This is a genomic window from Streptomyces sp. NPDC127097 (genome assembly GCF_042724075.1).
In the GTDB taxonomy this organism is placed as follows: domain Bacteria; phylum Actinomycetota; class Actinomycetes; order Streptomycetales; family Streptomycetaceae; genus Streptomyces.
Genome location: NZ_JBHXFI010000019.1, coordinates 89,333 through 114,179, shown reverse-complemented (window position 1 = coordinate 114,179; position 24,847 = coordinate 89,333). Strand labels below are relative to the sequence as shown.

General features: G+C 73.4%; 22 protein-coding genes and 1 pseudogene. 12 read left to right on the top strand and 11 right to left on the bottom strand.

Translation table 11 applies throughout. From position 1 onward, the window contains the following. Window positions 1–101: 101 nt before the first annotated feature. Window positions 102–1,562: an SDR family NAD(P)-dependent oxidoreductase gene (locus tag ACFWJW_RS17335; RefSeq protein ID WP_387241313.1), complete on the top strand. Its 1,461-nt coding sequence runs from the start codon at window positions 102–104 to the stop codon at window positions 1,560–1,562. A gap of 159 nt (window positions 1,563–1,721) precedes the next feature. Then, window positions 1,722–2,339, top strand: coding sequence for a maleylpyruvate isomerase family mycothiol-dependent enzyme (locus ACFWJW_RS17330; RefSeq protein ID WP_387241310.1), 618 nt, complete (start codon window positions 1,722–1,724; stop codon window positions 2,337–2,339). Between the two features lie 211 nt (window positions 2,340–2,550). Here the strand turns inward: ACFWJW_RS17330 and ACFWJW_RS17325 are convergent, their stop codons facing one another. After that, entirely contained in the window at window positions 2,551–3,183 is a 633-nt protein-coding gene (locus ACFWJW_RS17325; protein WP_387241307.1) for a type III effector protein, read from the bottom strand. A gap of 128 nt (window positions 3,184–3,311) precedes the next feature. Between ACFWJW_RS17325 and ACFWJW_RS17320 the strand changes: the two genes are divergently transcribed. From ACFWJW_RS17320 to ACFWJW_RS17305, 4 genes are all read left to right on the top strand, one after another. Next, a complete protein-coding gene (locus tag ACFWJW_RS17320) occupies window positions 3,312–3,743 on the top strand; it encodes an Hsp20/alpha crystallin family protein (protein ID WP_387241304.1) in 432 nt (143 codons plus the stop codon). Window positions 3,744–3,845: 102 nt separating this feature from the next. Then, window positions 3,846–4,241 carry a DUF2267 domain-containing protein gene (locus ACFWJW_RS17315; RefSeq protein WP_387241301.1) on the top strand — a complete coding sequence of 132 codons (396 nt, stop codon included), beginning with the start codon at window positions 3,846–3,848 and terminating at the stop codon, window positions 4,239–4,241. 53 nt (window positions 4,242–4,294) lie between these two features. Beyond that, window positions 4,295–4,738: a DUF2267 domain-containing protein gene (locus ACFWJW_RS17310; protein WP_387241298.1), complete on the top strand. Its 444-nt coding sequence runs from the start codon at window positions 4,295–4,297 to the stop codon at window positions 4,736–4,738. An 85-nt stretch (window positions 4,739–4,823) separates the two neighbouring features. Next, on the top strand, window positions 4,824–5,096 hold the full coding sequence (locus ACFWJW_RS17305) for a recombinase family protein (protein ID WP_387241295.1): 273 nt from the start codon (window positions 4,824–4,826) through the stop codon (window positions 5,094–5,096). Here the strand turns inward: ACFWJW_RS17305 and ACFWJW_RS17300 are convergent. Then, window positions 5,075–7,108, bottom strand: a complete 2,034-nt coding sequence (locus tag ACFWJW_RS17300; protein ID WP_387241292.1) for a M3 family metallopeptidase — start codon at window positions 7,106–7,108, stop codon at window positions 5,075–5,077. The two genes, ACFWJW_RS17305 and ACFWJW_RS17300, sit on opposite strands and share 22 nt — an antisense overlap. A 169-nt stretch (window positions 7,109–7,277) precedes the next feature. Between ACFWJW_RS17300 and ACFWJW_RS17295 the strand changes: the two genes are divergently transcribed. Then, on the top strand, window positions 7,278–7,712 hold the full coding sequence (locus tag ACFWJW_RS17295) for a CBS domain-containing protein (protein WP_387241289.1): 435 nt from the start codon (window positions 7,278–7,280) through the stop codon (window positions 7,710–7,712). 209 nt (window positions 7,713–7,921) lie between these two features. Here ACFWJW_RS17295 and ACFWJW_RS17290 read toward each other — a convergent pair whose 3' ends face one another. Next, window positions 7,922–8,614 carry a transglycosylase family protein gene (locus tag ACFWJW_RS17290; RefSeq protein WP_387241286.1) on the bottom strand — a complete coding sequence of 231 codons (693 nt, stop codon included), beginning with the start codon at window positions 8,612–8,614 and terminating at the stop codon, window positions 7,922–7,924. 782 nt (window positions 8,615–9,396) lie between these two features. Here ACFWJW_RS17290 and ACFWJW_RS17285 point away from each other — a divergent pair. Then, window positions 9,397–10,044 (top strand): FAD-dependent monooxygenase, encoded by a 648-nt coding sequence (locus ACFWJW_RS17285; protein ID WP_387241283.1) that lies wholly within the window; start codon window positions 9,397–9,399, stop codon window positions 10,042–10,044. Window positions 10,045–10,082: 38 nt separating this feature from the next. Here ACFWJW_RS17285 and ACFWJW_RS17280 read toward each other — a convergent pair whose 3' ends face one another. Then, window positions 10,083–10,562, bottom strand: a complete 480-nt coding sequence (locus tag ACFWJW_RS17280) for an EF-hand domain-containing protein (protein ID WP_387241280.1) — start codon at window positions 10,560–10,562, stop codon at window positions 10,083–10,085. Between the two features lie 291 nt (window positions 10,563–10,853). Between ACFWJW_RS17280 and ACFWJW_RS17275 the strand changes: the two genes are divergently transcribed. Beyond that, window positions 10,854–11,585, top strand: a complete 732-nt coding sequence (locus ACFWJW_RS17275) for a L,D-transpeptidase family protein (RefSeq protein WP_387241277.1) — start codon at window positions 10,854–10,856, stop codon at window positions 11,583–11,585. Window positions 11,586–11,595: 10 nt separating this feature from the next. Here the strand turns inward: ACFWJW_RS17275 and ACFWJW_RS17270 are convergent, their stop codons facing one another. Together ACFWJW_RS17270 and ACFWJW_RS17265 are read right to left on the bottom strand one after the other, a co-directional pair. Beyond that, window positions 11,596–11,991 carry a thiol-disulfide oxidoreductase DCC family protein gene (locus ACFWJW_RS17270; RefSeq protein WP_387241273.1) on the bottom strand — a complete coding sequence of 132 codons (396 nt, stop codon included), beginning with the start codon at window positions 11,989–11,991 and terminating at the stop codon, window positions 11,596–11,598. 91 nt (window positions 11,992–12,082) lie between these two features. Next, window positions 12,083–12,586, bottom strand: a complete 504-nt coding sequence (locus ACFWJW_RS17265; protein WP_387241270.1) for a hypothetical protein — start codon at window positions 12,584–12,586, stop codon at window positions 12,083–12,085. A gap of 238 nt (window positions 12,587–12,824) precedes the next feature. Here ACFWJW_RS17265 and ACFWJW_RS17260 point away from each other — a divergent pair. The 3 genes and pseudogenes from ACFWJW_RS17260 to ACFWJW_RS17250 form a co-directional block, all read left to right on the top strand. Further along, window positions 12,825–13,067: pseudogene (locus ACFWJW_RS17260) on the top strand (SDR family NAD(P)-dependent oxidoreductase); the annotation flags it as partial. Window positions 13,068–13,289: 222 nt separating this feature from the next. Then, window positions 13,290–13,775, top strand: coding sequence for an SDR family oxidoreductase (locus tag ACFWJW_RS17255; protein WP_387241267.1), 486 nt, complete (start codon window positions 13,290–13,292; stop codon window positions 13,773–13,775). Beyond that, window positions 13,666–14,169 carry a metallophosphoesterase family protein gene (locus ACFWJW_RS17250; RefSeq protein WP_387241264.1) on the top strand — a complete coding sequence of 168 codons (504 nt, stop codon included), beginning with the start codon at window positions 13,666–13,668 and terminating at the stop codon, window positions 14,167–14,169. Before ACFWJW_RS17255 ends, ACFWJW_RS17250 begins: the two co-directional genes overlap by 110 nt. A 28-nt stretch (window positions 14,170–14,197) precedes the next feature. On the opposite strand, the gene ACFWJW_RS17245 is transcribed toward ACFWJW_RS17250, so the two are convergent. The 5 genes from ACFWJW_RS17245 to ACFWJW_RS17225 form a co-directional block, all read right to left on the bottom strand. Continuing rightward, window positions 14,198–14,707 (bottom strand): DUF664 domain-containing protein, encoded by a 510-nt coding sequence (locus ACFWJW_RS17245; protein WP_387241261.1) that lies wholly within the window; start codon window positions 14,705–14,707, stop codon window positions 14,198–14,200. Window positions 14,708–14,902: 195 nt separating this feature from the next. Next, window positions 14,903–17,755, bottom strand: a complete 2,853-nt coding sequence (locus ACFWJW_RS17240; RefSeq protein WP_387241258.1) for a condensation domain-containing protein — start codon at window positions 17,753–17,755, stop codon at window positions 14,903–14,905. Then, window positions 17,745–19,658, bottom strand: a complete 1,914-nt coding sequence (locus tag ACFWJW_RS17235) for an amino acid adenylation domain-containing protein (RefSeq protein WP_387241255.1) — start codon at window positions 19,656–19,658, stop codon at window positions 17,745–17,747. The genes ACFWJW_RS17240 and ACFWJW_RS17235 overlap by 11 nt, the downstream gene beginning before the upstream one ends. A gap of 1 nt (window position 19,659) precedes the next feature. Further along, complete coding sequence (locus tag ACFWJW_RS17230; protein WP_387241252.1) at window positions 19,660–21,582, bottom strand: non-ribosomal peptide synthetase; 1,923 nt, start codon at window positions 21,580–21,582, stop codon at window positions 19,660–19,662. Next, window positions 21,579–24,779 carry an amino acid adenylation domain-containing protein gene (locus ACFWJW_RS17225; protein WP_387241249.1) on the bottom strand — a complete coding sequence of 1,067 codons (3,201 nt, stop codon included), beginning with the start codon at window positions 24,777–24,779 and terminating at the stop codon, window positions 21,579–21,581. Before ACFWJW_RS17225 ends, ACFWJW_RS17230 begins: the two co-directional genes overlap by 4 nt. Window positions 24,780–24,847 lie beyond the last annotated feature (68 nt).

Below are 24,847 nucleotides of genomic sequence, written 5' to 3'. Positions count from 1 at the left end.
GCGCCGGCGCCCTCCACCGGGTTTGGCGCAACAGCCGCGGCTCAGTACAGTTCCGCCGAAGCGTGAATAGAACATACGATCCCAGGAAAGCGGCAGCGGCGATGACGGTGACCGAAACAGGCCGGGCCGATGGCACGGGTATCGACTCGGAGCGGATGGCGGTCTGCCTGAGCGTGCTGGAGGAGCTCGACGCGCTGCCCGTCGACCACCCGGACGCGATCACCATACGGCGCGCCACCGCCGGCATTTACCGCAAGGTGAAGCAGCGGCGCCGGCAGGAGCGCCGGGCGGCCAAGTCCGCCAACGACCGGGCGGTGACCGCGGCCACCGCCACCGGTGCGCCCGACCGGATCGACGACGAGACCCAGGGCCTGGCCCTCGCCAGCTCCGTGCGCACCGAGCTCGCCGGCATCCTGGAGCGGCCCCGGTCCTGCTACACCTGCAAGACCCGCTATGTCGAGGTCGACGCCTTCTACCACCAGCTCTGCCCGCCCTGCGCCAAGGAGAACCGGGCCCGCCGCGACGCCCGGACCGACCTCGCCGGCCGGCGCGCACTGCTCACCGGCGGCCGGGCCAAGATCGGCATGTATATCGCGCTCCGGCTGCTGCGCGACGGCGCCCACACCACCATCACCACCCGCTTCCCGAGCGACGCCATCCGCCGCTTCAAGGCGATGCCGGACAGCGCGGACTGGCTGCACCGGCTGAAGATCGTCGGGATCGATCTGCGGGACCCGGCCCAGGTCATCGCGCTCGCCGACACGGTGAGCGCCGAAGGTCCGCTGGACATTCTGATCAACAACGCCGCGCAGACCGTCCGCCGGTCACCCGAGGCGTACGGACAGCTGATCGCCGCCGAGTCCGCCCCGCTGCCCGCCGGGGAGCTGCCCGCCTCCGTCGTCCTCGGGCACTTCGGCAGCGGCGCCCCCGCGGCTCTCCCCGCCGCCGCGGGCACCTCCGGCGCGCTGACCGCGGCCGACCTCACCGCCCTCGCCCTGACCACCGGCTCCGCCACCCCCGCCCGTATCGAGGCGGGCACCGCGATCGACGCCGGTGGGCTGGTACCGGATCTGCACGCCAGCAACAGCTGGATCCAGAAGGTGGACGAGGTCGACCCGGTCGAGCTGCTGGAAGTCCAGCTGTGCAATATGACCGCCCCGTTCCTGCTGGTGAGCAAGCTGCGCCCGGCCATGGCGGCGGCAGCGGCGCGCCGCAAGTACGTGGTGAACGTCTCCGCCATGGAGGGCCAGTTCAGCCGCGGCTACAAGGGCGCCGGCCATCCGCACACCAATATGGCCAAGGCGGCGCTGAACATGCTCACCCGCACCAGCGCGCGGGAGATGCTGGAGACCGACGGCATCCTCATGACGGCCGTGGACACCGGCTGGATCACCGACGAACGTCCGCACCCCGACAAGATGCGGCTGGCCGACGAGGGCTTCCACGCCCCGCTCGACCTGGTCGACGGAGCGGCCCGGGTGTACGACCCGATCGTCCGCGGCGAGCTCGGTGAGGACCTGTTCGGCTGCTTCCTGAAGGACTACGCGCCCACGGCCTGGTGACCGGGCGCGGCCCCGGCCGCCTGCCGGGCGTTCCCGGCACCGGCCGCCTGCCGTACATCCATAACCGGTGATTCTGGCGAGCAGAACCACCAACTCTTGGACTTATGGCGACGCTGCCAAGATCCTTGACACCAGGGGCAGTTCGAGAGGAGAACTCCGATGGTGATCAAGGCGGCGATCGCGGCCGAACGCCGGGAACTGGCAGCCGTGCTGGACGGTTTGCCGGCCGGGCAGTGGGACGCACCGACGCTGTGCGCGGGGTGGCGGGTGCGGGAGGTCGTGGCACATATGTCGATGGGGTTCCGCTACTCGCTCCCCAAGACGCTCGCCGAACTCGTCCGCGCCGGAGGCCATCTCCACCGGATGACCGACCGGTGCGCCCGCAGGGACGCGGCCGCCGCCTCGACCAGCGAACTCGCCGGCTACCTCCGGGAGCATGCGCACCATCCCTGGACGCCGCCGGTCGGCGGCTTCGCGGCGGCCCTGGGGCACGACGTGGTGCACGGCCTGGACATCACCGTTGCCCTGGGACTCGACCGGCGCGTCCCCGAAGACCGGGTGCGCCTCCTCCTGGAGAAGGTCACCCCCGGGACGGCCAGGTTCTTCGGCGCCGACCTCCGCGGCATCCAGCTCCGCGCCGACGACCTCGACTGGTCCTTCGGCACCGGCACACCGCTGCACGGCGCCGCCCAGGACCTGCTGCTGGTCGCCTACGGCCGCAAGCTCCCGCCCGGCCGCCTCCACGGGGAGCCGCACCCGCGCTTCGTCGCCGGCTGAGCGGCGCGGCGGTACGACGGCCGGTCCGCGGCCCGGCACGAACCGGCGCCTCGACACCTTGGCCACCAACTGCGTCCGCCCGTCCAGGCACTGCTTGGTGAGGGAGCGGGCCAGGTGGGCCCGCAGGCCGGCCGCGTTGGTCTCCAGGTCTCCCCTCGTTTGCCCGGGGGCGGACGTGGACCGGGTTGCTGTTGCGGTGCGCCGGGCGGGGTCAGGGAGGTGTGAGGGTGTCGAGCCGGGCGGTGAGGTCGGGGTGGGCGGCGGCCAGGTGCGGGCGGGCAGCGGTCAGGGGGGCGATGAGGTCGGCGGGATCGTCGTGGGCGAGGGCCGCGTGGAGCTCGCTGATCGGGCGGCGGGCGGCGGGGGGAAGGTCGGTGAGTGCGGTGATCTGGCCGGCGAGGCGGCGCAGGTCGGCCGCGTTGCGGCGGGCCCAAGCGGCGGTGCTGCGGTCGGCGGCCCGGGCCTGACGGGTGGCCTGGACACGCTGCTCGCCGGTGGTCCCGGCCGGGCCGGGACGGCCGCGCAGGTAGCGGCGTTCGGCGGCCTGGCGGCTGGCGACGCCGAGGGGGTGGGCGAGGTCGGCCCAGCTGGCGCCCGCGTCGCGGGCCGTTTCGATCAGGCCGGTCTCCCATCCGGCGAGCTGCTCGCGCACCTGCCGCAGCAACGACAAGGAGGCCAGGGCCTGTTCCGGACCGGGACCGAGGGCATCGGGGAGGTTCTTGGCCCCTTGCTGGGCGTCGCGCAGGGCATCGTCTATGGCAGCAAGGGCCGCCGCGGCGGCCAGGAACGACGCCGGGCTGTGGGCATCGGTGCGGGACGGAGACGGCTGGTCGGCCGGGGTCACGGACACCTCCCTCGGGTTGTCATCGGGTTGACGACATCATGCTTGTCATCCATTGGATGACATGTTACAACAGTCTCAGTGAGGCGCATTGGCAGTAACTGCCTGAACCTGCTGGAGGTGTTTTCACGATGTTGATGCGCACTGACCCTTTCCGTGAGCTGGACCGGCTGGCGCAGCAGCTGATGGGCCCGGGTACCTGGTCGAAGCCGTCGGCGATGGCGATGGACGCCTACCGTGAGGGCGACGAGTACGTGGTGGCCTTCGACCTTCCCGGTGTTGCCGCGGACGCGATCGACATCGACGTCGAGCGGAACATGCTCACCGTCAAGGCCGAGCGGCGGCCGGTGGCGAGGGCCGACGATGTGCAGATGGAGCTGTCCGAGCGGCCGCTGGGCGTCTTCTCCCGCCAGATCGTGCTCGCCGACACCCTCGACACCGAGCACATCAAGGCCGACTACGACGCGGGCGTGCTCACCCTGCGCATCCCGATCGCCGAGCGCGCCAAGCCCCGCAAGATCTCCATCGGCGTCGGATCCGGCCACAAGGAGATCTCCGGCTGACACCGGCCGGGACAGGTGCGGAGGACGGGCACCTGATCTCCCCCTCACCCTTCCTCCGCACCCCGTGGGCAGCCCGAAGAACAAGAAGGGGTGGCGGCCAAGATGACTCTGCGACGCGAAGCGTTCCTCGACCACGTCAAGGAACGAGGCGAGTACGGCACCGTGGAGGAAGCCGAGCGCGCGGCCCGTGTGGTGCTCGCCCTGCTCGGCGCCCACCTGGTCGGCGACGTCCGCGCCCAACTCGCAGCCCGCCTGCCGGAGGAATTCGCCCTGATCCTGCTCAACCCGCTTCAGAGCGCCGAACCGCTGTCGCCGGAGCGGTTCGTCCGGGCGACCGCAGCCTGGATCGAGGGCGCCACCGAGCAGACCGCGACCTGGGACGTCAGCGCCGTCCTCTCCACGGTCGCCGACACCGCCGGCGACGACCTGATGGGGCAGATCCTGCTCCAGCTCCCCGCCGGCTACGACCTCCTCTTCGGCCGCCCCCAGTCCACCTGACCCCTACCTCGGTGCCACACACCCGCACCGTTCCACGAAAGGCATGCACCGCAGTGATCACCGACGTGCGCGTACCGTCTGAGCAGCAGCAGTCGTACGGGACGGCGTATGAGCAGATGCTGGAGAAGGTCCGCTACGAAGGCGCCTACCCCACCCGCGAGAGAGCCGACGAAGCCGTCCGCCTGGTCCTGGCGGGGCTGGGACGCCAGCTGACCGGCGACGAACGCGTCGACCTGGCCGCCTGCCTGCCCCGGGAAGCCGCAAGCATCCTGACCGCGCAGATCCCCGACACCCGGCCGCTGGGAGGCTGGGCCTTCGTCAAGGACCTCGCCAGCCGCTCCGGGGCCTCCCTGGCCACCACCCGCTGGGACACCGGCTCCGTCTTCACCGCCGTCGCCGCCCACGCCGGCTCCGACCTCATCACCCGCATCCTCCACCAGCTCCCCGCCGGCTACGCCCTGCTGTTCGGCCAGGCCGAACTCAACCCCGCCGCGTAAACGGGCATTTGGCGCCCGGGGCCGCCGGGCTTGGTGAAGTCCCCGATCGTGCAGATCGGGGACTTCCGCTTTCCGCCTGACCGACATGCTCGCCGGGCCCCTGCCCGGCATCTACGACCCCACCGGCCCGGGCGAGCTGCTCTTCGAGTTCTTCCCGGCCATGGCGGAGACCGAGCGGGAGAACATCCGGGAGCCGACGCTGGAGGGGCTCGACACCGCCGCCCCCAAGGGCAAGCACGGCGGCCGGCCGCCGGTCGTCACCGAGGACATGCCGTACAGCAAGAGGGCCGTCATCGCACGAGTAGCTTCAAGATCATCCCATGGCCCCTTTTGCGCTCACCTCGGCGATACCCCGTGACGGTCCAGCAGCGGCCCGATGTCCGCGTCGCGGCCGACCACCGCACGAAACGCCGCGAGCGGGTCGACGCTGCCGCCCCTGCCGAGGAGTTCCCGGCGGAAGATCTCACCGCTCTCCCGGATCGTCCGCCCGTTCTCCCGGAACCAGCGCACGGTGTCGGCGTCCATCACCTCGGCCCAGCGGTAGCCGTAGTACCCCGCCGCATAACCGCCGCTGAAGATATGGGCGAAGTAGCCGGTGCGGTAGCGCGGCGGGATCGCGGCCATCGCCAGCCCGTAACGCTCCAGCGCGGCCGTCTCGAAAGCCGCCACCGCGTCCTCGCCCGGCACGTCGCCGTCGGCGGAAAGGGTGTGCCATGCCCAGTCCAGTACCGCGGCGGCCTGGTGCTCCACCATCCGGAAGCCCGCGCCGAAGTTCTCCGCCTCGCGCAGCCGGGCGGGGAGTTCGGCCGGCATCGGCTCACCCGTCACGTGGTGCCGGGCGTAATGCGCCAGCACCTCGGGCCAGTCCGCCCACATCTCGTTCACCTGCGAGGGGAACTCGACGAAATCGCGGGGCACTTGGGTGCCGGACAGCAGCGGATAGCGGACATCGGAGAACAGGCCGTGCAGGGCATGCCCGAACTCGTGGAACAGCGTGTTGACCTCACTCCAGCTCAGCAGCACCGGCTCGCCCGCCGGAGGCTTGGCGACATTCAGGTTGTTGACCACCACCGGCCGCTGCCCGAGCAGTCGCGACTGCGCCACCAGCGAGTCCATCCAGGCGCCGCCCCGCTTGGACTCGCGGGCGTGGAAGTCGCCGATGTACAGGCCGAGCGGGCCGCCGTCGGCGTCGTGCACCTCGTAGACATGGGCGTCCGGGTGGTACGAGACCAGATCGGGGCGCCGGGTGAAGGTGATGCCGTAGACCAGCTCGGCGGCGTGGAAGACACCGTCGTGCAGCACGGTGTCCAGCTCCAGGTAGGGCCGCAGCGCCGCCGCGTCGAGGTCGAACCGCTCCTTGCGCACCCGTTCCGCGTAGTACTGCCAGTCCGCCGCGCCGATCTCCGCCACCCCCGCCGCCTCGGCCAGCGCCGCGCCCTCCCGCTCGGCGTTGGCGACGGCCGGGGCGGCCAGCCGGCCGAAGAGCTCCTCGACGGCCTCCGTGGTGCCGGCCGTCCGGTCCGCGACCTCCCAGGCGGCGTGGCTGGGGTAGCCGAGCAGCGCGGCGCGCTCGGCGCGCAGCCTGGCCAGGGCGACGGCGACCGGGCCGTTGCTGTCGATGCCGCGCCCGAGGGAGGCGGCGAGCAGCCGCTCGCGCAGCGCGGGATCCTCCAGCGCGGCGAGTTCGGTCTGGCAGGAGAAATTCTTCAGGGCGAGCGCGAACTTGCCGGGGTGCCCGAGCGCCTGCGCCTGCTCGGCGGCGGCCGCGATCCGGTCCGCGGGCAGGCCGGCGAGCTCCTCGGCCCGGTCCAGCACCAGCGCGGCGGCCGCGGTGGCCACCCGCAGGTTCTGGCTGAACTCGGTGCTCAGCGCGGCGATTTCGGCATTCAGCTCGCGCAGCCGCCGCTGCTGCTCGGGGGCGAGCCGGGCACCGGCCCGTACCCGGTGGGTGTGGTGGCGTTCCAGCAGCCGCAGTTGCTCCTCGTCCAGCCCGAGCTTCCCGCGCTGCTCGTACAGCGCGTCCAGCCGGCCGAACAGGGCGGGGTCGAGCAGCAGCAGGTCGCCATGGGCGGCCAGCCGGGGCGTGATCTCGACCTCGAGCGCCTGGATCTCCTCGTCGGTGTCCGCCGCCACCTTGTTGAAGAACACCCGGCACACCCGGTCCAGCACCGCACCGCTGCGCTCCAGCGCCTCCACGGTGTTCTCGAAGGTCGCCGGCCCGGCGCCGGCGCCGATCGCCGCCACCTCGTCCCGCTGCTCGGCCATGCCGCGGGTGAACGCGGGCAGGAAGTGATCGTTCCGGATCCGCGCGAAGGGCGGCAGTCCGTACGGCAGATCACTCGGCTCGAAGAAAGGATTCGACGTCGTCACGGACCGACACTACGCCCGGAGACGGCGCCGGGTCCGGCGGTCGTCCCAGGAGGCGGCCCCGCCCCGTCGGGGCCGGACGTTTCCGGGCCGTCCCGGTGAGCATCTCGGGGGCATCCGTGATGTGATCGAAGGCGAGGCATGCAAGCACACTCCTGAGACAGGAGGAATCATGGCCACCAAGTTGCGAGCCCGAGACATCATGTCCGGCGGAGCGCACTGTGTGGGTGCACACGAGTCCTTGCACGACGCGGCGAAGATGATGCGGGATCTGGACGTCGGCTGCCTGCCCATCTGCGGTGACAACAACAGGCTCATGGGCCTTATCACCGATCGTGACATCGTCATCGCGTGTTGCGCCGAAGGGATCGACCCGGCGACGGTGCAGGCCGGTTCCATGGGCGGGACGCTGCACTGGATCGATGCGGACGCGAGCGCCAGTGAGGTTCTCCAGACCATGGAGCAGCACCACATCAAGCGGCTGCCGGTGATCGATGTCAAGGGCGGCCACCGTCTGGTGGGAATGATCACCGAGGCCAACCTCGCCAAGAACCTCAGCGACGCGGAGATCGCGGAGTTCGCCAACAAGGTGTACGCGACCGCGTAGCGCGGCGGAAACGGAGCCGGAAGGCCCGTCCGCGGTGTCGCGGACGGACCTCCCCGCACTCTCGGCGGCGGATCACCACACCCCGACGCCGTCACCCCTTTCCGCGCCGGCCCGTCCCCTCCGGCGGGCCGTCTCGCGGTGTGCGTAAGGAGTTTCGGCGGAATTCCCCGGGACCTGCGTCATGCTGTGCCGGTAATTCCGGAAGGTGCTCAGCGGGTGCCGGAGTGCGGCAGGGCCAGTCGTGTGCCGGGGAAAATCAGATGCGGATTCGCCCCGATCACACGGCGGTTCAGCCGGTAGAATTCCTGCCAGCCAAAACCGTGTGCGTAGGCGATACCGCTCACGGTGTCCCCGGCGTTGACGACGACCGAGCCGCCGGTACTCCTATGGCGCCCCACTTTGTAGCGCTTCTCATGGGACTGCGGATGCCGGACCCGTTCGCGGGACGACGGAGCGGCGTGCCGCTGCGGCGCGGGACGGGCCGTGGTGCTCCGTGGAGTGCGGTGCGCGGTGGCCGAGTTGAGCCCCAGCGAGGCCGAGCAGGCCGGCCACGCGCCCCAGCCCTGACGGGCCAGGACCCGCTCCGCCACCTGGATCTGCTGCGCCCGGGTCGCCCGCGCGGCCCGTGACGCATAGGCGCCGCCACCGAACGAGTGCCAGGTGGAGTGGGCGAGCTGAAGCCCTCCGGAGAACCCGTTCCCCGTGTCGATACGCCAGTTGCCGCCGCTCTCGCAGCCGGCCAGGCGGTCCCAGGCCCCGCCGCCCCGGGCCTCGGCGGGCTGCTCGGTGACGAGGTTCAGCGCCCCGGCCGCCAGCAGGACGGCTGCTGCCGTGATGCCCCGGGCCCCATGGCCCCGGAATTCACTCCGGGTCGTCGATTCCGATACCTGAGGAAATTGCATGCCTTTACTCCCGTCGCTCGCCGCGCAGTTGCCTGGCAGCCATTCAGGAAACCCGGCGCCGGTGCGGCGAATCGCGTTCGAATGGTGCTCGAACTGCGATTTCCGCGCGGCGCCATGAATTCGACGGGGAAGAGACAACCACGCCCCGAGTTGCTATCGGCAGAGCGCGCGGTAGCGCCGCCGCGGACCGGCCTGCCCCCTTGCCGTCGGCGCGCGGCCGTGCCTGTACACGGCGCACCTGTTCAGGCGGGCGGGGGCGCACCCCTCAGGCCGTGGGCGCATGACCTTCAGAAGGCCGGCGATCACCTGCTCGGCCGGGGGGTGTCCGCCGAGCGCAACCGGCGCACTCGATGCACGCGCTGCGCAGGTACGCATGCACCGCGCACGGGTCCTGAGCGGTGTAACGGCCCGTTCGCCGGGGAGGGCGGGAAGCCTGTCAGCGGAAATGGACAGCCCCACCGCGCTGTGTTCCCTTGGAAAGGAGTGTGGTTCCGCCCCGGGAGGCAGCCATGGCCGATGTGGATGTCCTGGTCTCGGTGCCGGCCCGGTTCTGGGACCTGATGGGGCTGGCGCGGCAGGTCTTGGCGGCCGCGGCCCCGCTCCGGGGGGCAACTGATCTACGTCAACGGCGCGGAGCAGGCGCGGATCGAGCCAGTGGATCCGCACCCGCTTCCTCCTCGGCTGCGACGGCGCCCACAGCGTCGTCCGCAAGGGCCTCGGGCTGAGCTTCGAGGGCGGTTCCACCCGAACTCCCCCTGCCGCAACAGCCGCACGGGGAAGACGTGGCGCACGGGGAAGACGTGGCGCACGGTCCGGAGGCCGGGCCCGCCCCCGGCCTCCCGCGCATCCAGGCGGTCCTCGACCGGCTCGCACCGCAGCCCACCCGCGCCTCCTCGCTCCGCTGGTCCTCGGTCTTCCGTATCAGCCACCGCCTGGTGGACCGCTATGGAGCGGGCCGGGTGTTCGTCGCGGGAGACGCCGCCCATATCCATCCGCCCACCGGCGCCCAGGGCATGAACACCGGTATCCAGGACGCCTACAACCTGGCCTGGAAGGTGGCCCTGGTGGTGCGGTCGGCCGCGAGCGAGGGGCTGCTGGCCAGCTATCACACGGAGCGCCGTCCGGTGGGCGAGGGGGTGGTGCAACGGACGGTCCGGCAGCCGCTGGCGCCGTACGACGAGGTGGTGGCGGCGGCGCGGCGCGGGGCGCGGGGGCAGCTGAGCGCCTGGGTGGTCGCGGCCCCGCACCTCCGGACGGACGGCCTGGCACTGCCCGTCTTCCACGACGGGCTCGACGCGTTCCGGCAGATGTACGGGGCGCGGGGCGGCGAAGGGTTCCTCATCCGCCCCGACGACTACCTGGGACTGCGCGACGCCCCGGTGAGTGCCCCGGGGCTGACGGCACACCTCGCACTGACCTTCCGCGGCTGAGGGACGGGCGGAGCTGTCGCGGCCGGGCCCCCGGGCGCCTACTCGGCCGGCCAGGACTCCACCAGCAGCCGTCCGTCGCCGTCCCGGTCCAGCGCCGCGAATGCCTCCGCCGCCTGTGCGGCCGAGTACCCCGCCGCACGGTGCACCACCGCGAAGTCCTCCCGGCTGACCACACCGTCCCCGTCGGCGTCGGCGAGGGCCACGGTCGCGGCGATCGACGGTCCCACGACCTGGCCCAGCGTCCCCGCCGCACCCGCGCGCGCGAACGCCGCGACGAACTGCTCCTGGTTGAGCCGCCCCGTGGCGTCGATTTGCGCCAGCGCGGCGAGCTGCTCGAAGGTGTGGCGCATCCCCGCACCCAGCGCCCGCGCCTTGGGGGAGTCCGCCGGCTCGCCCACCGCGTCCGTCAGCAGCCGGGCCCGGTCGGTGAAGTCCTGGGCGGTCAGATAGCCGTCGCCGTCGGTGTCGTACATGGCGAAGCGGTGCTCGTACTCCGCACGCACTGCATCGGTGATCATGCGTCGTCCCTTCCGGTCGGGGGTGACTCCTGGGGGAGCCGGGGAAAGCGGCCGGTCGCGGGCGCCGCGACCGGCCGCCATGAGCACATTAAGTGGTGATGCGATAGCGGACAGTCACCGTAGGGGGTGTGTTCGTCGTCTCTCGGTTCTGTAGGAGCCCTCCTCCCCCGGCAGCCGGATGCGTACCGGCAGCCGGACGCGTTCCGGCTGCCGGGGGCGCGGATCACGTACCAGATATTTCGGGTCGGTCACGCCTGCAACCGGCGGGTCGGGCAAACAGTCCTACGGGGCATGAAAAGACGACTGAACCTGCGTGTCCCGCGGTCCGGCGCCGGTCGTCGGGCGGGCGCGGCGCTCGCTCTCACGGCTCTGACCGTCCCGCTGACGGTGGCCTTCGGCTCCACGGCTCAGGCCGCCACCGCCTCTTCGTGCACCGCGAGCCGCGGCCCCTACCAGAAGCAGGCCGAGAAATTCCTCGGACTGCGGGTGGACGGCCGGCAGTCGGCCGCCGACTGCCGGGCGATCCGGGCCTTTCAGACCAGCCACGGCATCACCCCGAACATCGGCTACGCCGGACCTGTCACCTGGGGCGTGATGCGCGTCGTGGCACAGCAGAACGCGGCCGGGCGCAACCCCAACAAGGCGGGTCACTGCCCGACCAACAAGGGGCGGATAGCCTGCGTCGACCTGACCCGCCAGCTCAGCTGGATCCAGGACGGCGGGAAGCTGGTCTTCGGGCCGGTGCCGGTCCGTACGGGCCGGGACGGCTACGAGACCCGCACCGGCGCCAAGAAGATCTACTGGCGCCATCTGCACCATGTGTCGACCCTCTACGACGTGCCCATGCCGTACAGCCAGTTCTTCGACGGCGGGCAGGCGTTCCACTCCATCAGCGGCAGCGTCTGGTCGGCACCCGGCTCGCACGGCTGCGTCAACATGCGCGTCAACGACGCCAAGAAGTACTGGTCGCTGCTCAAGAACGGTGACGACGTCCACGTCTACGGCCGCAAGCCCGGCACCTGACGGCGTCCCGCTACAGCTGCTTCCGGGCGGCGGGGGAGGACGGCAGCGCACAGGCCGCCGTCCCGCCCGGCATCCGGTGCCGGTTGCGTGCGATCAGCCGGTACACCCCATGGGCGGCCCAGCGGAGGGGCGGGAGGGTGAGCAACGCGCCCACGACCGGCCAGCCGCGGGGCGCGCTCAGCAGCAGCTTGGCGACCGCCTGCGCGCCACCGTGCACGGCACCGGCCGGCGTCACCCACAGCACTTCGTGCTCGGCGCGACGCCGGCTGATGCCGAGCTGCGTGAGATCGGTGAACTGCCAGGGCGTGGCCGCGCAGCGCGGACGCAGCCGCCGTTCCGCGAACCGCACCGAGGACGTACAGAAGGCGCAGTCGCCGTCATAGACAAGAACGGGTTGCTGTCGCATGGTCCCGTCACCTCTCGCACCGGTGGCCTCAATGATATGCGCCACGCTACCGGGAGGAATTCCGGTGCCGTCGGGTGCGCCCGCGCGGGGGTCAGTCGGCCAGCAGGTTGTGCAGGGCCATCGGTGTCACATAGCCCGGCCAGCGGCCGTCGGCGAACAGATGGACGCCGGCGTCCTGATAGCTCTGGTCGACGAGTTGGGAGCAGATCATGTGCCCGGTGCTCGCCACATAGCGGCGCAGCCCCGGGAGGGGCAGATGGAAGCGGTGCGCGGCGATCGCCAGATAGTCGAGGAAGCTGTAGGGCACGCCGACGTAGGCGGTGGCCGCTACGCAGATCGCGGTGCGCTGCTGTTCGGTGAGCCCTTCCGGGCAGACGTAGCACACCGCGGTGCCGTCGTAGGCGGAGAGGGGTTTGATGTCGGCCCCGCCCGGCTCGGCTTCCAGCAGCCGGCCGTCGGGCAGGACGAGAAAGGCGTGTTGATAGTCGGCGAAGCCGTCGCCATTGATCCATTGTCCGAAGCGGATCAACCGGCCGGTGATGCCGGATATTCGGGTGAGTCCGATGTCGCCGGGCAGGGGATGCGTATGCCTCATGAGCAGCTCCCGGGGGCACAAGGGGTTCTCTGTGTCATACCCGGTGTCCGGCCGTGCGCACCGCGTCCGGGGAATTGCCGGCCCGCATTTCCCGGCCATCCGGCTTTCCCCGTGGGGCAGCTGAGGAATACAGCTACCGGAGGGGAAAGGGAATTCTGCGGCCCGGCGGGGTACGGATTTCCGGACCGTGTATGCGGCCACCCCGGCCGCGGAATCCGAGCGGGAGGAGCGGGACGGGATGGGCACCGGAGAGAGCGAGCACACCGCGACGGCACGCCAGGACCCCACCGGGGTAGGCGGCGGCGACGGCCGGAAGCCGCTGACGGGCAGGGTGGCGCTGGTGACCGGCGCCTCCAGCGGCATCGGAGCCGCCACCGCCCTGGCGCTCGCCGGGCAGGGCTGCGCCCTCGCCCTGGTGGCCCGCCGCACCGGGCGCCTGGAGGAGCTGGCGGAGACGATCGGCGCACAGGGCGGCGCGTCCCTAGGGGGTGTCGTTCGGATCATGGCGGGCTCGCGGGGTCTGGCACGCCCATCTGCGGCGTTGTCGTCACTCGCCGACGCTCCGCGTCGACTCCCTCCTCCGCCTTGCAGCTGCACGCACCAGACCCCGCTCCCTGATCCACCATGATCCAAACGACTCCCCCTAGCCGTGACCGCCGACCTCGCCGCCGCCCCCGAGGCACTTCGGACGGTCGGTCAGACCGTGGACCACTTCGGGCGGCTGGACCTCCTGGTGAACAGCGCCGGATTCGGCGCCCGTGGCGCGGTGACGGACAGCGACCCCGAGGACTGGGAGCGGATGGTCGACCTCAACCTCAAGGCGGTGCTGCGGATGTCCCACGCCGCGCTGCCGCATCTGCTGCGCGCGGCGCACGAGGGGCCGCGGGGCGTGGCCGACCTGGTCACCGTCAGCTCGGTCGCGGGCCGGGTGCCCCGCAAGGACAACAGCGTCTACTCGGCCACCAAGCACGCGGTCTGCTCCTTCAGCGAGGCGCTGCGCCAGGAGGTGACCGGGCGTCAGGTCCGGGTCGGGCTGGTCGAACCGGGCATGACTTCGACGGAGATGAAGGAGAGTTCCCGTGCGACTCCTGCTCCTGTCCGACACCCATCTGCCCCAGCGCGCCAAGGCGCTGCCGCCCCAGCTGCTCGACGAGGTGCCGGGTGCCGATGTCGTCGTGCACGCCGGTGACTGGGTCGACACCGCCACCCTGGACCTGCTGGCGGACCGCGCCCGGCGGCTGATCGGGGTGTACGGCAACAACGACGGCCCGGAACTACGGGCGCGGCTGCCCGAGGTGGCGTACGCGGAACTGGCGGGGGTACGGCTCGGCGTGGTGCACGAGACCGGCCCCGCGCAGGGCCGGGAGCGCCGGTGTGCCGAACGGTTCCCCGGGCTCGATGTGCTGGTGTTCGGGCACAGCCACATCCCCTGGGACTCCATGGCCGGCGACCGGCTGCGCCTGCTCAACCCGGGTTCGCCGACCGACCGCCGCCGGCAGCCCTACTGCACCTACATGACGGCGGAGATCACGGCCGGCCGGCTCACCGCGGTGCGGCTGCACCGCCTGCCCCGCCGGCGGTGAGCCCGCGGCGGCCCGCCCGGCCCGGTGCTCAACGGCCGAGCAGGCCCCGCACATAGGCCGCCTGCCCGGCGTGCTGGAGGTCGTCGGCGATGACGCTGACGAGCCGGACGCCCAGGGTGACGGGCGGTGTCCAGGCGCGGTCGACGACGCGCTTCATGTCCTTGTCGTCGACCCCGGCGAGGTACTGGACGGTGTTGTCGTGGACCGCGCCGTGATAGCCCATCAGCAGCTCGTCGGTCAGGTCCCGTACGGACGCCACCTCCTTGGCGGAGTGGCCGTAGCCGGTGTCGTCGGGTGAGAAGGGCAGGCCGAAGCGGTCGTACCAGCCGTCCGACGTCCAGATCTGCTCGGTGCCGGCCACCCCGGACAGGTGGTCGTCCTGGATCCGGGTGAGATGCCAGACCAGCCAGCCGATCGAGTTGCCGCCGTCCTCGGGGCGCGTTCTGAGCTCATCGGGGTCGAGCCCGGTGACGGCGTCCTCGACGCTCTCCCGGATACGTCCGAAGGCATCGACGAGCAGGTCCGTGCTGGCGTTCATGGGGGCTCCTTTGCGGCGACGGAGGGCGTCAGCCCGGCAGCCCGCCCATGGTCGCAAGCCGAGTGCGGGAAACGGCGCGGGGCAGGCCGGGGGAAGCGGTGATTTCCCGGAGCGCCCGGTCCCCGCACGGCGTGACAGCGGCAGCGCCCGGTGGCCGATCGGGCCACCGGGCGCAGCGTCGTCACCCCGACCGGGTCACCGCTCGGCCGGGCCGGTCATCGCGGCCAGCACGGAGCGCCGGTCCTCGCCCGGCTGACGGCGCAGGGACGGGGCCAGCCGGTCGGCGTGGTAGTGCCAGCGGTGGTCGAGGTCCGGATGGACCTCGTCCGCCTCGCGGATCTCGCTGTCACTGCCGAGCAGTTCGGTCAGCGTGGCGGCGAGCTCCCGCCAGGTGACATGGCCGCTGACGGCGTTGGCGACGCCGTGCACGGGAGCATCCAGGCAGGAGACCACGGACCGGGCCAGGGCCGCGGCGTGCACCCAGGCCGCGCCGTACCAGGCATGGCCACCGGTGCCCGGCCGGGGCAGCACGAGCGGCCGGCCCTCCCGTGCGGCTTGGTAGAGCAGACCCGTCGCGCCCCAGCGCAACTGGTCCCGCAGCCGCTGGTGCGGGCCCCAGACGAGGGGGGAGCGGACGGCGCTCGCCCCGCCCCGGCCCTGCGAACCGGCGGCCCGCAGCAGCAGCGCCTCACAGTCGAGCTTCGCCTGCCCGTACGGGCTCAGCGGCTGCCCCGGGGCGGACTCCTCCGCCACCCACTCGCCGGCCGGGTGCCCATAGGCGTCCACACTGCTGACGAAGACGAACGGGCCGCGCGACCAGGCGCCGACCATCGCCGCCATCGCCGTCACATCGACCTCGGGGCGGGTGAACGTACAGGCCGCGTGGATGACCGCATCGGCGCTCTCGACGGCCTTGCGCAGCCCGGCCACATCGGTGAGATCGCCCTCGATGACCTCCACCCCGTCGCCGGCGACCAGATGCGCGGATTCGGGGCGGGCCAGGGCCAGCACCGGGCGGCCCCGTGCGGCCAGTTCGCGCAGCACGAAGGCGCCGACCCCGCCGGTGCCGCCGGTGACCAGGACCGTGCCCTCGCGCGAGCGCCGCGGACGGGCCGCGGTGACCGTGGGCGCGGCGGCCCGTTCCTCCGCGCGGGCGTCCAGCAGCGCGGTGACCGCGCGCGGGGTGCGGGCCTGCATGATGTCCAGGCCGGTCAGCGGCAGTTTCAGCGCCCGGCGCAGCCGCTCGGCGAGCTGCACGGCGACCAGCGAGTGACCGCCGAGGAGGAAGAAGTCGTCGTCCGGCCGGGGCTGACGGCCCAGCAGCGCGGTGAAGCCTTCGGTCACGGCCTCGGCGTGGGCGCCCTCCGGTGCGGGTGCGGCGGGCATGCCGGGCAGCCGGGCCGGGTCGGGCGCACCGTCGGCCGTCCGCGGCAGCGCGTCCAGCAGCATCACCGCGGCGGGCACCAGCTCCGGCGCCAGCTCCGCCCGCAGACGGGAGCGGAGCTCGGCCGGTGTGGGGCCCCCGATCCCGCGCAGCACGGCATAGGCCAGCAGGGGGCCGCCGGCCGGTGTGAGCACCGCGGCCTCGGCCACCCCGGGGTGCGCGCACAGCAGCGCCTCGGCCGGGTGTGCGTCGGTCTCCTCCCGCGGCACCGGTACCGCGCCCGGCAAGCGGGACAGCCGCAGGCCCGGGTCGTCGGCGACGGCGGTGAGCAGCGCGCCGTAGTGCGTACCGAGAGCGGCCGCGGCTTCCTCGTCCAGCGCGGCCCGGCCGTACTGGACGAGGCCGGCCGGGGCCTCGGTGTCGACCAGCGCGAAGGAGAGGTCGAACTTGGCCTCACCGGCGCCGACCTCGACATACTCGCTCACCGTGCCCGGCAGCCGCAGCGTGGTGGGTGCGCCCAGGACGTCCGCGCTCACCCGTATCAGGGCCGTCCCGTCCGTGCCGCGGGCGGCCGCCCCGAGCCGTTCCAGGATGAGATCGAAGGGCACCTCGCGGCTCTGCTGGGCGTCGAGCAGCGCCTCCCGTACGCGCTCCACGAGCACGGTGAAGGACGGGTCGCCGCCCGTGTTCACCCGGACCGGCAGGGTGTTGACGCACAGGCCGACCAGGCCGCGCATCTCCGCGCCCTGCCGGTGGCTGCCGGCGACCCCGATCACCAGGTCGTCCTGCCCGGTGAAGCGGTGCAGGGCGGCGAAGCCCGCGGCCAGCGCCACGGTGAACAGGGTGGCCCGGTGCTGCCGGCCCAGCTCGCGCAGGGCCGCCGGCACCCGCGGGTCGAGCGGGGCGGTGTGCGTTCCGGCGGACCGGGTGCCACCGTCGGCGGGCGGGTGCATGGGGCGGGGCAGCCGCAGCGGGGAGACGCCGGCGAGGCGGGACTCCCAGTGGCGCAGGCCCTGTTCCAGGCGGTCGGCCGCGGCCTGCTCCCGCCGGGCGAAGTCCGCGTACTGCGGGGGACTCGGCTGCTCGGCGGCGGTGCCCCCGGCGGCGGCCGCGTACAGCTCGGCCAGTTCCCCGGCCACGGTCTCCAACGAGGCGCCGTCCAAGGCGATGTGATGAAACGTCAGCAAAACGGTGTGGTCCTGCGGACCGTGCCGCAGGACCAGGGCGCGCGGCACGGGACCGGCGGCGAGGTCGAACGGGCGGTGCGCCTCCTCGGCCAGCAGCACGCCGGCGCCGTCGGCGGCCGTCTCCACGACGCGCAGCGCCATCGCCTCGGGTGCGGGCAGCACCTCCTGGTAGGGCTCGCCGCCCTGCTGCCCGTACCGGGTACGCAGAATCTCGTGGCGGCGCACCAGGGACGTCAGCGCGGCTGCCAGCGCGTCCAGGTCGAGCGGACCGCGCAGCCGGGTGGCGAACGGCACGCTGTACGAGGCGCCGCCCTGGCCCAGCCGGTCCATCAGCCACATCCGGCGCTGGGCGTGGGAGAGCGGCGCGGGTCCGTGGTGGACGGCCTCGGGGGCGGGAGCGGGGCGGGCGTCGCGGGAGCGCGCCCGGCGCAGCAGTTCCTCCTGGAGCGCCGCCCCGGTGGGGGTGTCAGTGGTCATCGGTGTCCTCCGGGGCGCCGGGGCGCAGATCGCTGTGCGCGGCGAGCAGGGCCCGCTCGACCAGCGCGGCGTGTCCCGCCACCGTGGGGGCGGCGAAGAAGTCGGCGAGGGTCAGCTCGACACCGAGCTCCTCGCGCAGATCGTCGGTGACGGCGAGCGCCAGCAGCGAGTGGCCGCCCAGCGCGAGGAAGTCGGCGTCCGCACGGGTGACTTCACGGCCCAGCGACCGGCTCCAGATCTCGGCGACGGCCTGTTCGAGCGGGCCGAGCGGACCGGCCGGCGCGCCGGGTGCGTCCGTCGTGACGAGGCCCGTCAGGGCACGGCGGTCGACCTTGCCGGAGGGCGTGAGCGGCAGCGCGTCGACCAGCCGCACATCGTCGGGCACCAGATGGGCGGGCAGCACGGCGGCGAGCCGGTCGCGCAGCGTCTCGGGGCGGGGGACCGGTCCGGACGCGGCCACGACGAACGCGGCCAGCCGGGCGTCGTCCGGGGCGGGGCGGTGCACGGTCACGGCCGCGTCGGCCACCTCGGGCCGCTCCCGCAGGGCGTGTTCGATCTCGCCCGGTTCTATCCGGAAGCCGCGGATCTTCACCTGGTCGTCGGTGCGCCCGTGGTAGTCGAGGAGCCCGTCCGGGCGCCGGGAGACGAGGTCGCCGGTGCGGTAGAGGCGCCCCAACTCGGGCTGCCGGCCGAAGCGTTCGGCGGTCAGCTCCGGCTGCCCGGTGTAGCCGTGCGCCAGCCGGCTGCCGCCGATCCACAGTTCGCCCTGCGCACCGTCCTTCACCGGCCGGCCGGCGGCGTCGAGGACATGCACGGCCGCCCCGGCGACCGGCCGGCCGATGGGCACCTGGCCGTCGCAGTCGGCGTCGGTGACCCGGTGGGTGGTGGTGAAGGTCGTCGCCTCCGTCGGCCCGTAGCCGTTGACCAGCTCCAGCCAGGGGAAGGCCCGCAGGACCGCGCGGGCATGGTGCGCGGACAGGGCTTCGCCGCCGACGATCACCGTACGCAGCGGCGCGAAGATCCGGGAGCGGCGGCCGGCCAGCTGGTGGAAGAGCGCGGTGGTGAAGAAGGCGACGGTGACGCCGTGCCGCTCCACGTGCCGGGCCAGGTCCTCGAACGACGGCCGGTCGGCGGTGCACACCACCACCGCGGCGCCGTTGGCCAGGGCTCCCCACACCTCGAACGTCGAGGCGTCGAAGGTCATCGGCGAGTGGAAGAGCACCCGGTCGCGGGGCGTGAGGGTGAGATACGCGGGTTCGGAGACCAGCTCGGCGATCGCCTGGTGCGGCACGGCCACGCCCTTGGGGCGGCCGGTGGAGCCCGAGGTGAACATGATGAACGCGGAGGCGTCCGGGGCCGGTTCGGCCGCCGGGGCGGGGGCGCCGTCCATGAGCGGCTCAGCGGGCAGCGCGAGGGTGGCGCCGGTGAGCGCCGCGGATTCCAGCAGCTTGCTGTCGCCGACGGTCAGCGTGGCACCCGCCTCGGCGGCCAGCGCCTCGGAACGGGCGCGCGGATGGGCCGGATCGAGCGGCACGCACACGGCGCCCGCCCACCACAGCGCGAGCTGGGCGACGACCGTCCGGGCGCAGCGGGGCATCAGCAGGGCGACGGAGTCACCCGGGCCGACGCCGTGCGCCCGCAGATGTGCGGCGAGCGCCCGGCCCGCCGTGACCAGCTGCGCATAGGTGAGCGTGCTGTCGCCGTCCACCACGGCCAGGGCGTCCGGGGTCCGGGCGGCGTGCCAGGCCACGAGGGCCGGCAGCCCGGCCGAGGGCGCGGGCCGGCCGGCCGCGGTGTGCTCACCGGCCGGGCGGTGTGCGGGGGACGGGGTGCCTTCGGTGGGCACGGGGCCTTCCTTCCAGGTGTCGGGGGAGGACGGGAACGCGGGGGTGCGAGCGGTCATCTCAGGCACCCGCCGGCTGCCGGGCGGCACGCTCGTCGACGAGCCGGGCCACCGCGCGCAGATCGGGCTGGCGGAGCAGCTCGGGGGCGCGCAGCCGGATGCCGCTGTCCTTCTCGATGACGGTCAGCAGCCGGGCGGCGAGCACGGAGGTGCCGCCGGCCGCGGTGAAGTTGTCCGCCAGCGAGATCCCGGGCCGGCCGAGCAGATCACGGGCGGCGCTCAGCACCAGCCGCTCACCAGGGGTGGCACCGGAGGGCCCGGCACCGTCCGGGGCGCTCCCGTCCGGGGCGGCGCCGGGGCGGGACGCGCCGGACTCGGCCGCCCGCCGGGTGAGTTCGGCGCGGTCCACCTTGCCGTTGGCGTCCAGCGGGAAGGAGCCCACGATCCGGACGTCCGAGGGAACGGCCTGCTCGGGCAGCCAGGTCCGCAGGGCCGGCAGCAGCGCGTCCGCCGTGAGCCCGGCACCGGCCGCCGCCCGTACGTACGCCACCAGGCGGGCCCGTCCGTCGGCGGTGCGCGGCGCGGTGACGACGGCGCTCAGGACCGCCGGGTCCTGCTCGAACGCGGCCTCCACCTCGGCCGGTTCGATCCGCACCCCGCTGATCTTGACCTGGTCGTCGAGGCGGCCGAGGAACTCCAGCCGCCCGTCGGCCGGCATCCGCACCCGGTCACCGGTGCGGTACACCCGCTCCAGGCCCGGCAGATCGAGGCCCTCGGGCACGGCGGTGAAGCGGCGCGCGGTCAGCTCGGGGTCCAGATAGCCGAGCGCCAGCCCGCTGCCGCCGATGAGCAGTTCGCCCTCCGTACCGCGCTCGACGGGCCGGCCGTCCGGGTCGGCGACGATCACGGTCACGCCCGGTACGGGGTGACCGATCGGCGGCGCGGAGTCCGTGCCCGCCGCACTGTCCGTGCCGTGCATGGCGTAGGTGGTGGCGACCACGGTCGCCTCGGCCGGGCCGTAGGCGTTGTGGACGGTGGCGGTCACCTCCGCGCCGGGGTGGCGGCGCATCCGGTCACCGCCGACGATCAGATGACGCAGCCTCAGGTCCTGCGGCCAGGGCCGGTCCAGCAGCGGCTCGACCATCGGGGTCGCCGCGACCGCCACCGACAGCCCGGCGGTGCGCCACCAGTCGGCGAGCACCACGGAGTCCCAGCGGACCTCGTCCGGCGCGGGCACCAACGCCGCTCCGGACGTCAGCCCGGCCCAGAGCTCCAGCAGATGGGGGTCGAACGCGACGCCGATCAGCAGCGACTGCCGGTCACCGGGGCCGAGCCCGGTCGTGGCGCGGTACCAGTCCAGCAGCCCGCCGAGCGCGGGCTCACCGACGGCCACCGCCTTGGGGCGGCCGGTGGAGCCGGAGGTCAGCACGGCGTAGAACGCCCCGGCGGGCGCGGAGTGCGCGCCGGCACCGGGAGCGGCGAAGGCCGCCACGACCGTGGCGGTGGCATTGGCCCCCTCGCCGGGCAGCGCCAGGTCCAGCCGGTCGCCCGTCCGGTGCCGGGGCGGCAACAGCCCGGGATCGCCGATCAGACAGCCGACGTTCAGATCCTCGGTGACGGCGTCGGTGCGGCGCTCGCCGGGGCGGGGCCCCAGCGGCAGATAGACGGCGCCGATCCTGGCGAGCGCGACGGCGGTCACCACGAGGGCGGCCGAGCGGTCCAGGCAGACGCCGACCAGGTCCCCGGGCCGTACCCGGGCCCGCAGTACCGCGGCGGTCTCGTCGGCGGCGTCGCCGATCTGCCGGTACGTCCAGCTGTGCGTCCCGTCGATCACCGCGGGCGCGTCGGGGGAGCGGCGCACCCACTCCTCGAAGCGGGCGAGGACCTCGGTCGCGCCGTCGGTGGCGGGACGCGCGCCGTGCGCGATGCTGAGCGCGCCGGCGGTCGTCGGGGCCGCCGTCCGGGCGGTCATCGGCTGGGTCATCGGGACTCCGTCACGGTGGTCGGGGCGGCGGGAGCGGGCAGGGGGCGGCCGGCGGCAGCGGTGCCGACGGCGGCGAGCGCGGCGGCCTGGTCGGTCAGCACCGGGTGCTGGAACAGCAGCCGCAGCGGCGGGCGCTGCCCCAGCCGCGGCTCCAGCCAGGAGGCCAGCTGCGCGGCGAGCAGCGAGTGGCCACCGGACCGGAAGAAGTCCGAGGACACCTCGAAGCGGTCGTGCCCCAGGGCCTCGCGCCAGCCCTCGACGAGCAGCGCCGTCATCGGATCGGCCGGCACCACCGGCTGCCCGGCACCGGACTCCCCGTCGGGGGCGGCCGGTTCCAGCGCGGCGGCACTGCGGGTCAGCGCGGTCCGGTCCGGCTTGCCGCCGGCCAGCCGCGGCATCACGTCGAGCCGCGCCCAGCGCCCCGGGACCAGGGCGCTCGGCAGCCGTCGGCTCAACTCCGTGTGCAGCGTCTGCTCGTCCCACGGCCCGTCCTCGTCCGCGCTCTCCAGGAAGCCGACCAGCCGGGGCCCGCCCGGGGCCTCACGGTCCAGGACGACGGCGCAGGAGCGCCCGCCGAGCGCGGCCGAGGCGGCCGCCTCCACCTCTTCCAGCTCGATGCGGTAACCCCGCAGCTTGATCTGGTGGTCCAGGCGTCCCAGGAAGTACAGCAGCCCGTCGAGACCCCGGTAGCCGCGGTCACCGGTGAGGTAGACCCGCTCACCGCCGAGCGCCTCGACACGCCGGAACCGGGCGTCGGTGACCTCGGGGTTGCCCACATATCCCTCGGCCAACCCCGCCCCGGCGATGGCCAGTTCACCGACCGCGCCGTCCGGCAGCGGCCGGAGGTGGGCGTCCAGGACATGGACCCGCTCGCCCGGCAGCTCGGTACCGAGCGGGATCTCCGCCCCCTCGGTGAGACCGTCCCGGGTGATCTCGTGGACGGTGGAGCTGATCGCGGCTTCGGTGACGCCGTAGACGTTGAGCACGGTGCTGTCGGTGTCGGCCAGGAACGCGCGCAGCGCATCCGCCGGCAGACGTTCCCCGCCGAGCACCAGCAGCCGCGGCGCCCAGTAACCGTCCCGCAGCGCGGGGCGCATCTCCTGACGGGTGGCCAGGAAGTAGCTGGTGGGCAGATTGGCCACGGTCACCCGGGCGGCGACCAGCAGTTCGGCCAGCTCGGTGCCGGTCGGCACCTCGCGCTCGGGGGCGACCAGGCACGCCCCCGCGTACAGCGACGGCAGCACCTCTTCGAGGGCCACATCGAACGACGGCTGGGCGAACAGCAGCACCCGGTCACCCGCACCCAGCCCGAACCGCTCGGCCGCACCGGTCAGATGGTTCTCCAGCGCCGCACGGCCGACGGCGACCGGCTTGGGGATGCCCGTCGAGCCGGAGGTGTGAATGAGGTACGCGGCACCCGGCACGGTCTCCGCCGCCCGCGCCGGCGGCAGGACCGCGGCGTCGACGGTGGCCGAGGGCAGCCCGTCGGGAACGGCAACCGGGGCGTCCGCCGAGGTCAGCACCAGCGCCGGGCTCAGCCGCTCCAGCAGCAGCGTCAGCCGGGCCGGCGGATCGGACGGCGAGAGCGGGCAGTACACCGCCCCCGTCCGCAGACAGGCCAGCAGCGTCACGACCGAGTCGGCACCGCGGGGCAGCACCGCGGCCACCGGCTGACCGGCGGTCACCCCCGCGGCCAGCATCCGCTGCGCGAGCGACGCGACCCGGTCCGCCAGATCGCCGTAGGTGAGCCGGCGGGCGCCGACGAGCAGCGCGGGCAGCGAAGGGTCGTGGGCGGTGGCGGGGTCGAGCGGGTCGTGCCCCGGCTCCTGCGGAGCGGCGGCCGGCAGGGCCGGCGGGACCGGCGGCGGCGCCAGGTCCGCGAGGGCGGTGCCGGGCGCGTCGAGATACGCCCGCAGCAGGTCGAGGAACCGCTCGGCCAGCAGCTTCGCCACGTCCTCGCCGAACAGGTCGGCGTCGTAGTCCCAGACCAGCGTCATGCCCGGCGCGCCGTGCCGGGGACCGACGCCGCGGCGGTCGTCCGGCAGCAGCACCACGTCCAGGTCGAACCGGGTGGTGCCGGTGTTGAAGCCCTCGAACAGGGTGATGTCCAGGCCGGGCACCTCGATGTCGGGCAGCTCGGCGTCGTGCGCGCTGAACATGACGTCGAACAGCGGGTTGTCCGCCCCCGAAGTGTGCAGCCCGAGCGCGCGGGTCAGCTCCTGGATCGGCACCTCCTGGTGCGGCAGCGCACGGATGAGGGTGTCGGTCACCTCGTCCATGGACTCCTCGGCCGGCGCGGCCGGGTCCAGCCGCAGCGGGAGCGGGATGGTGTTGACGAACATGCCCACGGCGTCCTCGAAACCGCGCGGCCGGTTGCCGACCGCGGTGCCGATCACCATCTGCGCGCGGCCGCTGTGCCGGCGCAGCAGCTCGGCGAAGAGCCCGAGGAGGGTGGCGAACGGGGTCAGACCACGGTCCCGGGCGTGGGCACGCAGCCGCTCCGCCAGATCCGCACCGATCGACTGGCGCAACTGGCCGCCGTGGTGCCGCCGCCGGGCCCCGGGCCGGGCCAGACCGGGCAGCGGCAGGTCGTAGGACTTCTCCCGCAGCGCCTCGGCCCAGAACTCCAGACCCTCCCGGCGCTCCGCGGTCGCCTCGTCCCCGGACCGGGCCCGGACATGGTCGGCGTACGAGGAAGCGGACGGCAGTTCCACCGGCTCGCCCAGGACACGGCCCCGGTAGACGGTGAACACGTCCCGCAGCAGGATCGCGAACGAGTGGCCGTCGTGGATCAGATGGTGTTCGACGTGGATGAGCCGGTGCCGCTCGTCCGCCAGCCGTACCAGCGTCCAGCGCAGCAGCGGTGCCTCGTAGGTGTCGAGCGGGGTCTCCGCCTCGGTGCGCAGCAGGTCCTGGAAGGCGGCCTCCGGGTCCGCCGCCCCGCTCAGGTCCACCGTGCGCAGCCGCGGTGCACAGGCCCCGGCGACCCGCTGTCCCGGCATCGCCCCGGCGACGGCGACGAGTTCCAGCCGCAGGCCGACGTGCCGGTCGAGGGTGGCGGCGAGTCCGTCGCGCAGCGCGTCGGTGTCGAGCGTGCCCCACAGGTCGAGGGCGGCGGTGAAGTTGTAGGCGCGGCTGCCCGGTTGCACCTGTTCGTGCAGCCAGACGATCTCCTGCGAGGAGGAGAGCGGAAGCATGGGCGATCCCTGAGGTCGTCGGGTCTTGGTGTGCTCGGCCGGGACATGGTCGGGCCCGGCCGGTGGGG

What these genes read in the sequence shown, in the direction of transcription:
- ACFWJW_RS17335 (WP_387241313.1), top strand. Translation starts at nt 102, where the DNA reads ATGACGGTGACCGAAACAGGCCGGGCCGATGGCACGGGTATCGACTCG.
- ACFWJW_RS17240 (WP_387241258.1), bottom strand. Translation starts at nt 17,755, where the DNA reads ATGACCACTGACACCCCCACCGGGGCGGCGCTCCAGGAGGAACTGCTG.
- ACFWJW_RS17295 (WP_387241289.1), top strand. Translation starts at nt 7,278, where the DNA reads ATGGCCACCAAGTTGCGAGCCCGAGACATCATGTCCGGCGGAGCGCAC.
- ACFWJW_RS17225 (WP_387241249.1), bottom strand. Translation starts at nt 24,779, where the DNA reads ATGCTTCCGCTCTCCTCCTCGCAGGAGATCGTCTGGCTGCACGAACAG.
- ACFWJW_RS17330 (WP_387241310.1), top strand. Translation starts at nt 1,722, where the DNA reads ATGGTGATCAAGGCGGCGATCGCGGCCGAACGCCGGGAACTGGCAGCC.
- ACFWJW_RS17290 (WP_387241286.1), bottom strand. Translation starts at nt 8,614, where the DNA reads ATGCAATTTCCTCAGGTATCGGAATCGACGACCCGGAGTGAATTCCGG.
- ACFWJW_RS17275 (WP_387241277.1), top strand. Translation starts at nt 10,854, where the DNA reads ATGAAAAGACGACTGAACCTGCGTGTCCCGCGGTCCGGCGCCGGTCGT.
- ACFWJW_RS17230 (WP_387241252.1), bottom strand. Translation starts at nt 21,582, where the DNA reads ATGACCCAGCCGATGACCGCCCGGACGGCGGCCCCGACGACCGCCGGC.
- ACFWJW_RS17315 (WP_387241301.1), top strand. Translation starts at nt 3,846, where the DNA reads ATGACTCTGCGACGCGAAGCGTTCCTCGACCACGTCAAGGAACGAGGC.
- ACFWJW_RS17305 (WP_387241295.1), top strand. Translation starts at nt 4,824, where the DNA reads ATGCTCGCCGGGCCCCTGCCCGGCATCTACGACCCCACCGGCCCGGGC.
- ACFWJW_RS17245 (WP_387241261.1), bottom strand. Translation starts at nt 14,707, where the DNA reads ATGAACGCCAGCACGGACCTGCTCGTCGATGCCTTCGGACGTATCCGG.
- ACFWJW_RS17270 (WP_387241273.1), bottom strand. Translation starts at nt 11,991, where the DNA reads ATGCGACAGCAACCCGTTCTTGTCTATGACGGCGACTGCGCCTTCTGT.
- ACFWJW_RS17265 (WP_387241270.1), bottom strand. Translation starts at nt 12,586, where the DNA reads ATGAGGCATACGCATCCCCTGCCCGGCGACATCGGACTCACCCGAATA.
- ACFWJW_RS17280 (WP_387241280.1), bottom strand. Translation starts at nt 10,562, where the DNA reads ATGATCACCGATGCAGTGCGTGCGGAGTACGAGCACCGCTTCGCCATG.
- ACFWJW_RS17320 (WP_387241304.1), top strand. Translation starts at nt 3,312, where the DNA reads ATGTTGATGCGCACTGACCCTTTCCGTGAGCTGGACCGGCTGGCGCAG.
- ACFWJW_RS17235 (WP_387241255.1), bottom strand. Translation starts at nt 19,658, where the DNA reads ATGACCGCTCGCACCCCCGCGTTCCCGTCCTCCCCCGACACCTGGAAG.